Annotated in this window: 14 protein-coding genes; 6 read left to right on the top strand and 8 right to left on the bottom strand. The window is 60.2% G+C overall.

The features are described from left to right. From VEJ16_05835 to VEJ16_05815, 5 genes are all read left to right on the top strand, one after another. Positions 1 to 774 (top strand): sigma 54-interacting transcriptional regulator (locus tag VEJ16_05835; protein HYB09169.1); only part of this gene is annotated, 774 nt, incomplete at its 5' end. 32 nt (positions 775 to 806) lie between these two features. Continuing rightward, positions 807 to 2,924 carry a flagellar biosynthesis protein FlhA gene (flhA, locus tag VEJ16_05830; GenBank protein ID HYB09168.1) on the top strand — a complete coding sequence of 706 codons (2,118 nt, stop codon included), beginning with the start codon at positions 807 to 809 and terminating at the stop codon, positions 2,922 to 2,924. 15 nt (positions 2,925 to 2,939) lie between these two features. Continuing rightward, positions 2,940 to 4,013: a hypothetical protein gene (locus VEJ16_05825; protein HYB09167.1), complete on the top strand. Its 1,074-nt coding sequence runs from the start codon at positions 2,940 to 2,942 to the stop codon at positions 4,011 to 4,013. After that, on the top strand, positions 4,010 to 4,801 hold the full coding sequence (locus VEJ16_05820; protein HYB09166.1) for a MinD/ParA family protein: 792 nt from the start codon (positions 4,010 to 4,012) through the stop codon (positions 4,799 to 4,801). Before VEJ16_05825 ends, VEJ16_05820 begins: the two co-directional genes overlap by 4 nt. Positions 4,802 to 4,831: 30 nt before the next feature. After that, positions 4,832 to 6,451, top strand: a complete 1,620-nt coding sequence (locus VEJ16_05815) for a hypothetical protein (GenBank protein HYB09165.1) — start codon at positions 4,832 to 4,834, stop codon at positions 6,449 to 6,451. Here the strand turns inward: VEJ16_05815 and VEJ16_05810 are convergent. After that, positions 6,448 to 6,873 (bottom strand): hypothetical protein, encoded by a 426-nt coding sequence (locus tag VEJ16_05810; GenBank protein HYB09164.1) that lies wholly within the window; start codon positions 6,871 to 6,873, stop codon positions 6,448 to 6,450. The two genes, VEJ16_05815 and VEJ16_05810, sit on opposite strands and share 4 nt — an antisense overlap. A gap of 14 nt (positions 6,874 to 6,887) precedes the next feature. After that, entirely contained in the window at positions 6,888 to 8,216 is a 1,329-nt protein-coding gene (fliI, locus tag VEJ16_05805) for a flagellar protein export ATPase FliI (protein HYB09163.1), read from the bottom strand. A 195-nt stretch (positions 8,217 to 8,411) separates the two neighbouring features. Here fliI and VEJ16_05800 point away from each other — a divergent pair, with 195 nt between their 5' ends. Further along, positions 8,412 to 9,143 (top strand): response regulator transcription factor, encoded by a 732-nt coding sequence (locus VEJ16_05800; protein ID HYB09162.1) that lies wholly within the window; start codon positions 8,412 to 8,414, stop codon positions 9,141 to 9,143. A gap of 91 nt (positions 9,144 to 9,234) precedes the next feature. Here the strand turns inward: VEJ16_05800 and VEJ16_05795 are convergent, their stop codons facing one another. The 6 genes from VEJ16_05795 to VEJ16_05770 all read right to left on the bottom strand — a co-directional run. Further along, positions 9,235 to 10,089 (bottom strand): CheR family methyltransferase, encoded by an 855-nt coding sequence (locus VEJ16_05795; GenBank protein HYB09161.1) that lies wholly within the window; start codon positions 10,087 to 10,089, stop codon positions 9,235 to 9,237. Continuing rightward, positions 10,086 to 11,261: a chemotaxis response regulator protein-glutamate methylesterase gene (locus VEJ16_05790; protein HYB09160.1), complete on the bottom strand. Its 1,176-nt coding sequence runs from the start codon at positions 11,259 to 11,261 to the stop codon at positions 10,086 to 10,088. The genes VEJ16_05795 and VEJ16_05790 overlap by 4 nt, the downstream gene beginning before the upstream one ends. Continuing rightward, positions 11,261 to 11,626 (bottom strand): response regulator, encoded by a 366-nt coding sequence (locus VEJ16_05785; GenBank protein HYB09159.1) that lies wholly within the window; start codon positions 11,624 to 11,626, stop codon positions 11,261 to 11,263. The genes VEJ16_05790 and VEJ16_05785 overlap by 1 nt, the downstream gene beginning before the upstream one ends. Positions 11,627 to 11,682: 56 nt before the next feature. Beyond that, complete coding sequence (locus VEJ16_05780; protein ID HYB09158.1) at positions 11,683 to 12,138, bottom strand: chemotaxis protein CheW; 456 nt, start codon at positions 12,136 to 12,138, stop codon at positions 11,683 to 11,685. A 44-nt stretch (positions 12,139 to 12,182) separates the two neighbouring features. Continuing rightward, positions 12,183 to 14,753, bottom strand: a complete 2,571-nt coding sequence (locus VEJ16_05775; protein HYB09157.1) for a hybrid sensor histidine kinase/response regulator — start codon at positions 14,751 to 14,753, stop codon at positions 12,183 to 12,185. A 129-nt stretch (positions 14,754 to 14,882) separates the two neighbouring features. Then, positions 14,883 to 15,369: histidine phosphotransferase family protein (locus tag VEJ16_05770; protein ID HYB09156.1), on the bottom strand; the 487-nt coding region annotated here is incomplete at its 5' end.

Here is a 15,369-nt window from a genome sequence, read left to right as displayed (position 1 = left end):
CGTATCGGAAAGTTCGAGGAAGCAAATGGCGGTACCTTGCTCCTTGACGAAATCAGCGAGATGGACCCTCGCCTTCAGGCGAAGCTCCTGCGTGCGGTCCAGGAACGCGAGATTGACCGTGTCGGCGGAACGCAGCCGGTGAAAGTCGACATCCGGGTCATCGGAACGACCAACCGGGACCTTCTGGCCGAGGTACGCAAGGGTACTTTCCGCGAGGATCTCTATTATCGCCTCAACGTCGTAACCCTGCGGATTTCGCCCCTACGCGACCGCCCGCTCGACGTTTTGCCGCTCGCGGAGCATTTTTCCCGCAAGTATGCGGATGCGAATGGTATCGCCCATCGGCCGTTTTCAGCCGCGGCGCGCGAAGCCCTGCTCAAGCAGTCCTGGCGCGGTAACGTGCGTGAACTCGAGAACACGATGCATCGCGCCGTGCTGTTCGCAAAGGGGAGCGAGATCGAGGCCGAGGCGATTGTCACACTGGATGAAATCGCCACATGCGCTTTGGCCGCACCTGCCGCGTCAGCCACCGCACAAACCAGCACTTCGGATGGAACTGGAGCGCCGATTGTCACCGGGCTCGTCGGCCGCACGGTCGCCGACGTCGAGCGTGACCTCATCATCGAGACCGTGAGTCATTGCCTTGGCAACCGAACGCACGCGGCCAACATCCTCGGCATTTCGATCAGAACACTGCGAAACAAGCTCAAGCAATATAGCGAGGAAGGAATTCCAGTTCCGATGCCTGGTGAGTCCGATCGTGTCACGGCTTGAGTTCTATTGAGCACGGCAGGAGTTAGGGCTGCATGAGCGACGCGGCAACAGCGACAACGGCAGCGACGGCGATCAGCCCCTTTTCGCGCCTCCTTACCCAGTTTCGACTCGCATTGGGCCAGGGCGACGTCGCCCTCGCCCTTGGCCTGGTTGCCATACTCGTCGTGCTTATCTTGCCGATGCCGCGCTGGCTCCTCGATATCAGCCTGGCCATTTCGATCACGTTTTCGGTGCTGATCCTGATGACGTCGGTCCTCATTGCAAGGCCGCTCGACTTCAGTTCGTTTCCGACGGTCCTGCTGATCGCGACAATGCTGCGACTTGCGTTAAACCTGGCATCGACGCGCCTCATCCTGGCTCATGGCCACGAGGGCACCACCGCCGCCGGCCGCGTCATCGAAGCGTTCGGCAATTTCGTGATGGGCGGAAACTTCGTCATCGGACTGATCGTCTTCGCGATTCTCGTCATCGTGAATTTCGTCGTCATCACCAAGGGGTCTGGTCGCATTGCCGAGGTTTCCGCGCGCTTCAGCCTGGACGCCATGCCTGGCAAGCAAATGGCGGTCGACGCGGATCTTTCCGCAGGCTTGATCGACGAGACCGAGGCACGTCGGCGCCGGAAGTCGCTTGAGGATGAAAGCACATTCTTCGGCTCGATGGACGGTGCAGCGAAGTTCGTTCGCGGCGACGCCGTAGCCGGTTTGCTTATCACCTTCATCAATATTGTGGGCGGTATTATCATCGGCGTCGCTCAGAACGGCCTGAGCTTTGCGCAGGCGACCCACACCTACACGCTCCTTACGGTCGGCGACGGCCTCGTCTCGCAGATTCCGGCACTGATCGTCTCGACGGCGGCAGGCCTCATCGTCTCCAAATCGGGCGTCATCGGTTCCGCGGACAAGGAACTCTTCGGCCAGCTCGGCGGATATCCCAAGGCACTCGGCATGGCATCATTCCTCACGGGTAGCCTTGCTCTCCTGCCCGGCGTGCCGATGATCCCCTTCCTGCTGCTTGCGGGTACGACCGGCGGGGCGGCGTGGCTGCAACTCAAGCGCCGCGAGGATGCCGCCAGCGCCAAAGCCAAGGAAGCGGCGGCGAAGGCGGCACCGGTCGCCGAGGAACCGATTTCGACGGCGCTCAAGATCGACAATATTCGCGCCGAATTGGGCTACGGCCTCATTCCACTCATCAATAATCCGAGCGGGCACAAATTGACGGACCAGATCAAAGCGCTTCGCCGTCAGCTCGCGAGCGAGATGGGATTCGTCCTTCCCCCAGTGCGTATCCAGGACAACATGCAATTAGGCGCCAACGGCTATGCGATCCGCATAAAGGAAGTTGAGGCGGGCCGCGGCGAGCTCAGGCCGGGCATGCTGCTCATCATGGACCCGCGCGGCGACAAGATCGCGCTGCCCGGTGACGAAACGACGGAGCCGACCTTTGGCCTGCCGGCCATGTGGGTCGCCGAGGCCTATCGTGAGGAGGCGATGTTCAAGGGCTACACCGTCGTCGATCCTGCGACCGTATTGACGACCCATCTGACCGAGGCGATCAAGGGGTATATGGCTGACCTCCTCTCCTATTCCGAAACGCAAAAGCTGCTCGACGAGATCGATAAGGATCATCACAAGCTCATCTCGGATGTCATTCCCAATCAGATCTCGGTCGGCGGCGTGCAACGAATTTTGCAGAATTTGCTGCACGAGCGCGTCTCCATCCGCGATCTACCCACGATTCTCGAGGGGATTTCCGAAGTCGCCGGACATACGCGCAACGTGACCGCCCTCACCGAGCATGTGCGCGCGCGCCTTGCACGCCAGATCAGTGATCAGGCGACGTGCGAGGCGGGCTACATGCCAATCGTGACTCTGACGCCGGAATGGGAACAGAGCTTTGCTGAGGCGATCGTCGGTCAGGGTGACGAGCGGCAGCTTTCCATGCCACCGTCGCGCCTACAGCAATTCATCACGACCACACGTCAAACGCTCGAGCGCTTTGCCATGCTCGGGGACACGCCGGTCCTACTTACAAGCCCGCCCATTCGTCCCTTTGTGCGCTCCATCGTCGAACGCGTGCGCCCGCTTACGGTGGTCCTTTCCCAAAATGAGATTCATCCCAAGGCGCGCATCAAGACGCTCGGCCAAATATAGGAGCGACGGCACCGAATGCGCTTACGATCCTTCACCGCTCCGACACTCGCTCAGGCGATGAAACTCGTTCGCGAGGAGCTCGGCCCCGATGCCATCATCGTGTCGACCCACGCGACCAACAAGAGTGCCCCGGCGCGCGTGACCGCAGCAATTGAGCCAGCCGACGAGTCAATTGCGGCTACGGGCGGAGCCAGCATACACGGGCCGTGCGCTCGCATTGGTGGCTTCGAGAAACCTGCCGATCACGCCCACCGCGCCGTCCGAGATGCGTTCGAATTTCACGGCGTGCCGGCAATACTTGCCCAGCGTCTCGGGGGCTTCGCTGGCGACGCGCTCAATTCCGGTGCGGCAAAGGGAGAACCACTCCTTGCGCTCGCCGCAGCACTCGACCGCCGTTTTCGCTTTGAGCCGCTTCTGGGTTCGCGGGGACCGCGCAGGCCGCTAATCTTGGTGGGGCCACCTGGCGCTGGTAAGACCGTCACAGTCGCCAAGCTCGCAGCCCGGGCGGTTCTTGCAGGAAATCGTTTGACCGTAATCACGACCGACACGATTCGTGCGGGCGGCGTCGAGCAGCTCGCGGCATTCACGAAGATTCTGGGCGTCGATATCCAGGTAGCCGAGGACGCAGGCGCGCTCGCCGATGCTATTCTTGCTGGAACGTCTGGCGCTAGCAAAGCCGATGTGTTGCTGATCGACACAGCCGGCGTCAATCCCTATGACGAGGGAGAGATCGCTCACGCCAAGGCCCTTGTCGACGCCGTCGATGCGGCGGCGATCGTTGTTCTCTCCGCCGGCGGAGATCCGCTCGAAGCGGCGGAGGCCGCGGTTGCCTTTGCCGAAATCGGGGCCAAGCGTCTCGTCATGACGCGAATCGACGCGGCGCGACGCCTCGCAAGCCTGCTCACGGCGGCAGAGGCGGGGAAATTGGCACTTTCCGACGTTGGGACAACCCCCCACATCGCCAATGGCCTCTCGCCGCTTAACCCCGTCTCGCTCTCGCGGCTCCTCATCGGAGATCTGGTCGACGATAAGGCGGAGGAGAGGACGGCCACCAATGAATCACCTCGATTGCTGAAGGCAGCCTCATGACAATCGCCCGTATTGCTCGAACCAATCCGCCTCCACTTCCCACGGTGCGTAACCTGATCGCTATTGCGTCCGGAAAAGGTGGGGTCGGGAAGACGTGGCTTGCCGTCACGCTCGCCCACGCGATGGCGCGCCAAGGGATTAAGCCGCTTCTTTTCGACGGCGATCTCGGGTTGGCGAACGTCGATGTCCAGCTTGGGTTGACGCCCGAGCGCGATCTTGGCTCGGTCCTCGCGGGACGGACGAGTCTTGGGAGTGTCGTGACGCACGTCTCGGCTGCCGGGTTCGACGTGATCGCGGGCCACTCGGGATCGGGCGGGCTTGCCGCACTGCGTCGCGAGCAATTGCGGGGCCTGAGCGAGGACTTGTTCGAGCTTGCTGCGTCCTACGATTGCGTGATCCTCGATCTTGGTGCTGGAATCGAGCGGACCGTGCGCGCCCTTGCCGCACCCGCTGGGGTCTGCCTTGTGGTCGCGACCGACGAGCCGACCTCGCTGACCGATGCCTATGCCTTCATCAAGCTGATCGTTCAGGATCGACCGACGGTTGACGTCCGCATCGTGATCAATCGGGCCGTGTCGTCCACGGCAGGCGAGCGGACCTATGCCTCACTTGTAAAGGCGTGCCAAAACTTCCTCAAAATCTCGCCACCGCTGGCTGGAATCGTGCGGCACGATCGCCGCGTCGGCGATTGTATAAGGTCTCAGACCCCTCTCATATCGCGCTTCCCGCAGAGCGAGGCTGCTCACGACGTAGAGGTGCTCGCTCAGCGCCTGGCGCTCGCGCAGTGACCCGACCACGCCGAGCCGGGAAGGGCGCCGATGACTAGCGTCGTAGCAACGCCAGCGCCGGTTGCGATCAATTTGGGCAATTCGGCGAATGCCATTGTTCTGATTGACGCCAATCCCGCCCTCGCCAACCTTAATATCGGGAGCCTGATCCAAGGCGTGGTGATTGGTCGTGACGCTCGTGGGCAAACGATCGTCGAGGCTGATTTTGGACGACTGACGCTGTCTACCCGCATCGACCTCCCGGTCGGCAGCACCGTCGTGCTTCAGGTGCAGACGGCCGGCGCGCGGATTACCGCGATCGTTCTCTCAATTAACGATCAATCCATCGGCAACCCGTTGCGTTTGCCGCTCCTACCATCGCTACAGACGATAGCGCCCAACCCAGGGCCGGCATCTACCGGCACCGCAGCGCCTGCCCCCGCAGGCGAAGGCTCATCGCCCGCTGCGGAGATCGTACTATCGACGGGGACAGTCGTGACGGCGGTCATCTTGCGCCCGGCCGCACCTGTTGCGACGGCGGCGGGCGCAAGCACAGGATTGGCTGCCGCGCCAGACAGCGCGCAACTTCCGGAGGGCAGCCAGCTCACCGTGCGGATCGTGGAAGTCAGACCGCCTACGAATTTGGGCTCGCCTCCGGACCTCGGCTCCCCCACGCCCGAGGCCGGGTCAGAAACGCAGCTTGCCAATGCCGCGGGTTCGTCCGCCTCCGGTCCGGCCCCACGATCTTCTCCCCAGTTCGGATCGGACGCACCCGAGGTGAGTGGCAGCGGCGGGACGCCGAAACAAATCGTCGCGACGGTGCTCGGTCCCGGCGCAAAGGGGCAAATCGAAGTTCGCACCCCGATCGGTACGATTGAACTCCCGCTCCCAAGCAATCCGCCGACCGGAAGCACGATCATCCTCGAACAGGAAGGTGAGCCGAAACTAGCGCTGCCATCGCCCCTTGGTGCAGCAACACCAGCAGAGGCGGCGGCGAACTTGTCAAACGATTGGCCCGCACTCCGGCAAGCCGTTGCAGTTCTCGAGAGTTCGCAAGCGCGGGGGATTCCCGACGAAATGGTTGCACTGCCCCGCCCGGGGCCCCAATTGGCGCTCGGCCTCATAGCGTTCGTTGCCGCGCTCGAAAACAGGAGCACCACAGCCGGCCTAGGTGCGGCCGCAATCCGTCAACTCGGGACCCTCGGGCAAGCTGACCTCGCCGCACAGCTTCGCATCGATTTCGAGCATTTGAGCGCCCTGGCCAACGAAAATGGTGAGGCCGATTGGCGCAGCTTCTTCATTCCCGTCGTCGCCGACCGCATGCTAAGCCAAGTCCGCCTCTTTCTTCGCAGGCGCGAGCCGCGACGGGACGGGCAAGTCGGGCGTCTGCCAGTGGTTTCAGGGGGACAACGATTTATCGTCGAGCTCGAACTCTCGCGGCTCGGCGCGGTTCAGATCGACGGCTTCCTCAAGGAACGGCAATTGAACTTGATCCTGCGAAGTCATCACCTGCTCGCCCAGTCCCTGCGCAAAGCGCTCGAGGTAATATTCAGCGACGCGCTGGCGGCAGCGGATCTCACGGGCGCCCTGGGCTTTCAAACTGTGGCGTCACGATTTCCGACCGCCCCACTCGAGGCGGCGCATGCCAAATCGACGGCAATCGTCATTTAGAGCCAGCGGGTCTCTTTTCGGCGGTGAATTGTGAGTGCCACTTCGTCAACTGTCGCCTGGTGGCGACGCTCTGCTTCGGCGCGCAGCTTCTTACGCTGATTTTCCAACGCCGTCTCGTAGCGCTTTACATCTTGAAAGACCTTGCCCAATGCTGCAACGGCCTTTGCGATGTCGTCCTCGATTTGCCGGCGGTCCGCCGCCAAGGCATTGCGGCGTTTGATAACCGCGCGAGCAAAACCCGGGTAGCTAAACCCGACTTCGACATTGATAGATGCAACGCGTTGCTCGGTGACAAGCTCCACCTCGAGCTGTGCCTGTGCCGCTTCGAGTTGCACGCGACGGGATTCGAGAGCCACGAGATCCCGCCGCCGCTCGTCGAGCATGCCGCGATGCAGACGAATCAAACTCTTAAGCGCTTTCACGAGCAATCATTCCGTCACGGCGGACTCATGCCGAGAATTTCTGCAAGCTGGCGATAGCCGGCGGCCAGGTCGCACCGTTCGGCCTTTTTTTGGGTCATAAAAGCTTCGATCGCCGGATAGAATCGTATCGCATCGTCGACATTAGCGTCGCTGCCGCGGCGGTAGGCGCCGAGGCGGATCATTTCGGCCATATCCTCATAAACCGCAAGGAGCGCGCGCGCACGTTCGACGACGGCTTGCTCCGCTTCGCTGTTGCACGCGGGCATGGTGCGCGAAACGCTTCGCAGAACATTGATGGAGGGATAGCGCCCGCGCTCCGCGATTGCACGTTCGAGCACAATATGGCCATCCAGGATTGCGCGAACCGCATCCGCGACCGGCTCATTGTGATCGTCGCCCTCGACCAGCACCGCAAAAAGCCCGGTGATGTTGCCTTGACCCGTGAGGCCAGGACCCGCACGCTCCAGCAGACGCGGCAACTCCGTGAAGACGGTCGGCGTATAACCCTTACTGGTCGGAGGTTCGCCCGCCGCGAGGCCGATTTCGCGCTGTGCCGTGGCGAAGCGCGTTAGGCTGTCCATTAAGCAAAGGACTTCTGCACCGGAATCCCGAAAATACTCAGCGACTGTGAGCGTCAAATAAGCCGCTTGACGGCGCAGCAGGGCGGATTCGTCGGACGTTGCGACAATCACCACGCTTCGCGCCAGACCCTCAGGGCCGAGATCGTCCTCGAGGAATTCCTGCACCTCCCGACCCCGTTCACCAATCAGGCCAATTACGGCGACATCCGAACCGGTATAGCGCGCAAGCATAGACAGAAGGACCGACTTGCCGACCCCGGAGCCGGCAAATATCCCCATACGTTGGCCTTTGCAGCACGAGAGGAAAGCATTGAGCGAACGTACTCCAAGATCGAGTTTGCCGCCTACTCGGCGGCGTTGGTGCGCCGGCGGTGGGGGATTCCGCAACGCGTAGGCCTCAAGGCCAGAGGGAAGCGGCCCCTTCCCGTCGATCGGCTCGCCCAGCGCATTGACCACCCTGCCGAGCCAGCCATGACTAGGGCGCATCACTGGATCATTGCTGACAATTTCGGCCTTGCAGCCGAGCCCGACACCGTCGAGCGGCCCAAAGGGCATGAGAAGTGCGTGGCCCTGGCGGAAGCCGATAACCTCGCTGAGTACCTTTCGCCCGCCACGGGCCTCGATTTCGCATCGGCTCCCAATCGAGAGCCGGCGCTCCACGCCACCGATCTCCACAAGCATTCCGAGGATCGCGGCAACCCTTCCATAGAAGCGTTGCTCCGAAATCCGTTCAAGCTCAGCAAAAAGGGATTTTCTTAGCATTCCCAGTTACTTAATGAATGAGGCGCGCTCAAGGTTTCCCGCAAACCACCGCAATGGCGCAGGGTCCACGAGCGGATGATGCACCGCCCGCGCTTAAGGCTTGGTAAATTAGAAATAAAGCATTAAAGAATTTGTTAACCTTTCTAAAGGATGATGCACCAGGTCAATTCATTTGGGGCTTTCTGGGAGACTGATATGCGCGTTCTTCTGATTGAGGACGATTCCTCCACGGCCCGAAGCATCGAGCTGATGCTCAAATCGGAGGGCTACATCTGCGACACGACCGATCTTGGGGAGGACGGCCTCGAAATCGGAAAACTTTACGATTATGACATTATCCTCCTCGATTTGATGCTGCCGGACATCGACGGGTACGAAGTGCTGCGCCGCCTTCGGGCCGCCCGTGTCGGCACGCCGATCCTGATCCTGTCGGGGTTGGCCGAACTGGACAACAAGCTCAAGGGATTAGGCTTTGGAGCCGACGATTATCTAACCAAACCATTCGATAAGCGTGAGCTTATTGCCCGCATTCAGGCGATCGTACGCCGCTCGAAAGGCCATTCAGATTCAGTGATCAAGACCGGGCGCCTCATTGTCAACCTCGACACGCGCACAGTCGACGTCGAGGGAACGCCACTTCATTTGACCGGCAAGGAGTATGGGATTCTCGAGCTTCTATCGCTGCGCAAGGGCACTACACTGACAAAGGAAATGTTTCTCAACCATCTCTACGGCGGCATGGACGAGCCCGAGCTTAAGATCATCGACGTTTTCGTCTGCAAGTTGAGGAAGAAGCTTTCCGCCGCGACAGGGGGGGACAACTACATCGAGACGGTTTGGGGCCGCGGCTATGTGCTACGGGACCCGCAGCCAAGCGATATTGAAGGCGTATCGGCGACCGAGCGCGAAGCCGCAATGGCGCACTGACTATCGCCGGTACCGATGCCGGAATGATCGAGGGCTGCACCAAATGGTGCAGCCCTTTTTTATGTTATGCGAGAATTAGCGAGGCAAGACCTCAGACTGCGGCGGCGCGTAAAGGCGATGTGTCGATCGGGAGGTACGGTGCGGCACCGTAAATGCCACGTTCGCCCGAAATCGGGTGAAACCGATCGGTGATGCCGAGCACGGTCTCCGCCCCACCGAGATAGAGGAATCCATCATCCGTCATGACGCGGCGAATGCGCTGCAGCACGTCTGACTTCGTCGCCTGATCGAAATAGATAAGCACATTCCGACAGAATACGACATCGAATGTGCCGAGCGCGCACGGATCGTCGAGCAGATTGAACTCGCGAAACTGCACCATCGCGCGCAGTGCCGAGTCGATATGCCATCTTTCTCCGTCTTGCCGGAAATACTTAAGGAGAAGCGATATTGGCAAGCCACGTTGCACCTCGAACTGGGAATAGATCCCCGCTCTCGCCTTTGCGAGAACTTGTCGACTGAGGTCGGTTGCAAGGATCTCACAGCGCCAGCCGCTCAGCCATGTTGCATTTTCGCGCAGGATCATTGCAATGGTATAGGGCTCCTGACCATTTGAGCACGCGGCACTCCAAATACGAAGGTAGCGGCTGGCCGTTCGCGTATTCAGAATATGCGGGAGCACAATCGTGGCGAACTGATCGAACGGTCGCTTGTCGCGAAAAAAGAACGATTCGTTGGTGGTCATCGCATCGACGACGTCGCGCGCAGCGTCGCCGAAGCGGTTGGCGCGCACGGCGGCAATCAACTCGTCGAGATTTTTGAACGCGCGTTGCCGGGCGATCGGAACCAGGCGATTCTCAAGGAGATAACCCTTGTCTTCGCCGAGCGTGAGGCCGGAGCATTCCTTGAGGAGACGGCTCAGAAAATTAAAATCGTCCGACCTCACAGCACTTCCCCAAGCAAGATCTTTCGAACGCTGAACGCCATGTGGTCAAGCGGCAACACTGCCGAGCAGAGACCCGCATGCGCGACAGCACCCGGCATGCCCCAGATAACGCTTGTGGCCTCGTCCTGCGCAATGACCGTGCCGCCTGCTTCAACGACTTGGCGCGCACCGCGCAACCCGTCACGGCCCATGCCCGTGAGCACGAGAATGAGCGCCCGTGCGCCATACACCCGCGCGATGCTCCGAAACATTGGGTCCGCGGCGGGCCGGCAAAAATTTTCTGCCGGCCCGTCATCGAGCCTGAGGCAGTGCTGATGGTTTATCTCCTCAACCGTCAAATGATAGTTTCCGGGCGCGATGTAGATACGATCGGTCGCAATCGGCTCTCCATCCACGGCCTCGCGACACGGTCGGCCGCATTGCCGTGCGATGTGTTCGGCGAGTATGGTCGTAAAAGTTGGTGGCATGTGCTGGGTCACGAGGATCGGACAAGTGACCGACGCATCGAGACCGCCGAGGAGCGAGATAAGCGCGTGCGGCCCGCCGGTCGAACTCGCGATCGCCAGCAATTCTGGGCGCACCGAACCCGATTGCCGCAGCGAAATGGGATCGCATGGCGGAAATCGCGATACCGTCGGAATCGGCGACGGTGATCCAAATGCTGTGCCGCCACACGCAAATGCCCTTCGTGTTACAATCGGGTTGGAAGCGAGGCGACTCACAGCGGCGAGAGCTTTGACCTTGGCCAGTAACTCGCGACGAAAATCAGCACCCGCCGCTGGATCGCACATCGAAGTCGGCTTGGCGAGGCACTCCGTCGCACCCGCAGCGAGCGCGCGCAAGGTAAGTTCCGCATTTCGCTTTGTTAGGGTAGAGGCGATGATGACCTTGAGCGAGGGATCGCTCGCGAGCAATTTTGGAAGTGCGGTTAGGCCGTCCATGACCGGCATCTCGACATCCAGTACGACGACATCGATTTTTTGCCGGGCCGCGACGGCGACTGCGTGTTGTCCATTGCTTACCGAGGCGACAACTTCGATTTCCCAGTCCCCCTCGAGCGCGCGCGCGAACATTCCGCGCACGACTGCGGAGTCGTCGACCAACATGACTCGGTAGGGCTGGCGCCCGGACTCGGTCACGGACGACGCGGGCTCGGTGCCGGGCGGGACCATCAAATCAACCCCACTTGCTCGAATTTGGCTTGGATTATCTCGCTGTCGAATGGTTTCATAATGTATTCGTCGGCGCCTGCCGCAAGCGCCTCTCGAATATGCACAAGATCGTTCTCCGTCGTGCAGAAGACGACGACCGGATGGCGTCCGCCGGCGGCTTCCCTCAGGGTCTTCAAGAACTCGATACCGCTCATGACCGGCATATTCCAATCGAGCAGTATTACGTCCGGCATTTCCTGAAGGCACGCTTCCAACGCCGTCCGCCCGTCCGCCGCTTCGCGGATTTCAAAGTTGAGGCCTTCGAGAATGCGGCGCACGACGAGCCGGACGACCCTTGAGTCATCGACAATAAGGCACGTCTTCATCGGTCACTCCATGCTCGCCTTTGCACCGTTCGATGCATAAGCCTGCCTCATCTCACCTACGCGGTGGCCATATGTTGAAAGTGAATTAGGTCGTCGACATCGAGCACGACCATCAGCCGCCCTTCGAGCTGGCAAACACCGGCCGAAATCTCGCGCCAGTGAGGATCGAGCGTGAAGGGATTGCGCTCATAGCCCTCGGCCGGAAGATTGAGGACATCGGCAACGGAATCGACGATCAGGCTATAGAGCTCGTCCCCATTTTCCACGACCACGCTCATGCAAGAATCCTCAAGCCACCGTGCCTGCAAGCCAAGGCGTCGGCGCATATCTATGGCTGTGACGATACGGCCGCGCAGGTTGAGAACTCCGGCCACTTCGGGGGGGGCTAGCGGAATGCGTGTAATACGCTGGGGGCCAAGAACGTCCCGCACAGCCAGAATTGGAACGCCGAATAGTTGGTCAGCGACGAAGATACCGACAACAGCCCCGCAGTCGGTTGGCTGCTTGCCCACTTGCGTCAAATCAACACTCTTGGTCGGCGTCAATTTTGTCCCGCTCATGCCGCACCCCGGTGCTCTTCGAGTACTTCGGAAATTTTTTGTAGGAGTGCTTCTCCATCCATCTTGGCGGCGAATTCCAGGAAACCGACCGTTTGACTTCGATTACGCTCGGAAGATGAGCGATGGCGCGACAGAGCGACGAGTGGGACATTCCGCCAGCGGGACGATTTCCGAATCGCTTCGGCAAGTTCGTATCCGCTCATGCCGGGCAATTCGACGTCGCTGACGATAATGTCAAAGTCATGGCCGGAGTCGTGCAGATTGAATGCGCGGTCGGCGTTCTCCACGGGTGTGACATCGTAGCCAGCCGCGTTCAGGAGTGGCATCAGCAGGTTGCGGAAAAATGGGCTGTCGTCGATCAAGAGAATGCGCGCACGCGATTCGAGAGACGAATTGCCTTGTCGTCCACTGGCGAACCAACCTGGATGCGCTTTTTCCAGATAATAACCTGTGTCGATCACGTCGCTAACGCGGCCCTCGATTATTGCGGTTCCAATCAAGCCAGGTCGAGCCGACGCAAGTTCGATTTTGAGGCGGTCATCCACGACATCGACGATCTCATCGACCAAGAGCCCCATTACGCGTTGCTCCGCCGCGATCACAATCACGGGGCAGCGGCCTTCTTTTTTGGGCGACTGATTGCGCTCTATGGGCACCAACGGCATGAGCTGGCCGCGATATTGGACGAAGGAACCGCTCTCCGAATATTCGATCGTCTTCGCGTCAATTTCCTCGAGACGGCGGACGAGTGAAAGCGGCACGGCCTTGTGCGCATTGCCGCCTGCCTTGAAGACGAGCAATTGTGTGCGAGCATCGCGCTCGCGACCTGGGCGATCGATCTCGCGGAAATCCTCGCCTACCGCGGCGAAATCGCTCGCGGCATTCGCAATACCGTTGAGATCGAGGATCATGACGATGTGGCCATCGCCAAGGATCGTGTTCCCCGAAAAAACGCGGATGTCGCGCAAAATCCGCGCGAGGGGTTTCACCACGATCTCCTCGGTGTCGTAGACCCTGTCAACGATGATGCCGAGACTTGCTATCCCAACTTGCGCCACGACGATGAGGGAGTCCTCTAAAATCTCGCCCGCCGACCCTCGCCCGCCCTCAAGTTTCAATAGATCCGCCAATGAAACGAGCGGCAGGAGCCGATTGCGCAGACGAAGAAGCGGGACCCCATTGATGAACTCGACCTTGTGCTCGGACTTCGGCGATGCATGCACCAATTCGGAAACACCGATTTGGGGAATTGCAAAACGTTCGCCACGCACCTCGACGATCAAGGCGGAAATGATCGCCATGGTCAGGGGAATTTTCACTGTGAAGGTAGCGCCTTTTCCAAGCGTCGAATTGATATCGATGCTGCCGCCGATTTTCTCGATATTTGACTTCACGACATCCATTCCGACACCGCGACCGGAGATGCTTGTGATCTTTTCTGCGGTCGAGAGCCCCGCATTGAAAATGAGCTGCATGACCTGCTGATCGGACATATTCGATAGTTCCGCGTTCGAGTGCAGGCGGTTGGTGGCGGCTTTCTCTTTTATTCGTTCTATCGAAAGACCGCGGCCGTCGTCGGACACGATGATCGCGATGTGACCGCCTTCCTGGTGTGCCGCAAGCTTGATCGTGCCGAATTCGGGCTTTCCGACCTTCACGCGTTCTTCGAGGGATTCGAGGCCGTGGTCAGCTGCATTGCGTACCATGTGGGTGAGCGGATCTTTGACAATTTCAAGAATTTGACGGTCGAGTTCGGTCTCGCCACCCACCATCTTGAGCTCGATCTTCTTGCCGAGCTCGCGCGAAAGTTCGCGAACGAGGCGAGGCAGCTTCGACCACGCATTTGCGATCGGCTGCATGCGCGTGCGCATCACGCCGTCCTGAAGCGCCGATGTGATGTGGTCGAGTCGATGCAGGGCAGCCGCGAAATCGGATTCCTCGCGGAGGCGCAGGACCTGCTGAAGTTGATTCCGCAAGAGCACGAGCTCACTGACCGTGGCCATCAGGTTTTCGAGGAGGCCCAGATTCACCCGGATCGAATGCGATCCAAGCGAAGATTCGGGTTGCGCGCTATACCCGGCTCCGTCGCTCCCGGCCGGCTGGGCGTCGACCTCGCCCACGGCCGAGGCCACGCTCAAGGGAGCCATGAATGCTTCAGCCGTCACCTCAGCATTCTCCGGTGGCGTCGACGCTCCTTCGGTCAATGCCTCAAGACGGGCGATGAGGTCCGAATCCTCGCCCGGTGGCTCGACTTCCGTGGCTTCCAGCGCCGAAAGGATCGACTTGATGCAGTCGAGTGCTTCGAGCACGAGGCCGATGGCGCCAGGAGTGACGTCAAGCTCACCATCGCGGAGTTTGCCGAGGATATTTTCGCCAGCATGCGCAACGGATTCCAATCGGGGAAGTCCGAGGAATCCGCATGTCCCCTTGATCGTATGCAAGAGACGAAAAATGTTGCCGATCAGTTCGGGATCGTTGGGGCCTTGTTCGAGTTTGACCAGCTCACCGTCGAGAACATCGAGACTCTCCGCCGTTTCCGTCAGAAATTCCCTGAGCACGTCATCCATGGTGCCTGCCCGATCCGTCGCCGCAGTCGTCCGGTTTGGACCGGCCCCCGGGGTCACAAGTTCCGCCGGTTCGGGCAAAGGCTCGCAAATAGGGGTTAAAAAGTCCTGAATTAAATGGCTTAGGTTGTTCTACCGGGCCATTGCAGGCAGCGCGGCGGTAAAGCGAACAATGCCAAACGACTCGACTGTTTCAAGGGAAACGGGCAGCGCTTCGGCAACCCGCCCAGTAAAGTACGCCTGTACGGTACGTGCCGTCAGGCTCGCGACGTCAATACGATCTTGAAGTGCGGTGCTACTCTCGGGTGATAAGGCTGCTTGCTCCCCTTCCGCCAAAACCTCAAGACGCCTGCCGGTAGCGCCTTGCAATAGGCTCGCGCCCAAGCGGCCACCCCGGGGTAGTGCCTCGCCGCCAAGGACGAGAAGATTGAGAAGCAATTTGACGACAGGCCGATCGAGACGATCCGAAGGGCCGCTTCTCCGCTCGAGGCGGACGCGATTGGATTCGACCACGCCCTCCGCCACGGCGAGAACCTCGTCGATCGTCAACTCGGCGCCGAGTCCCGCCGCCTGACCGTATGCCAGACGGTAAAATTGGAGGCGTGCCGCCGCAGTCCGT

It is taken from the genome of Alphaproteobacteria bacterium, from assembly GCA_035625915.1.
In the GTDB taxonomy this organism is placed as follows: domain Bacteria; phylum Pseudomonadota; class Alphaproteobacteria; order JACZXZ01; family JACZXZ01; genus DATDHA01.
This window is presented reverse-complemented; position numbering and strand designations above follow the sequence as displayed.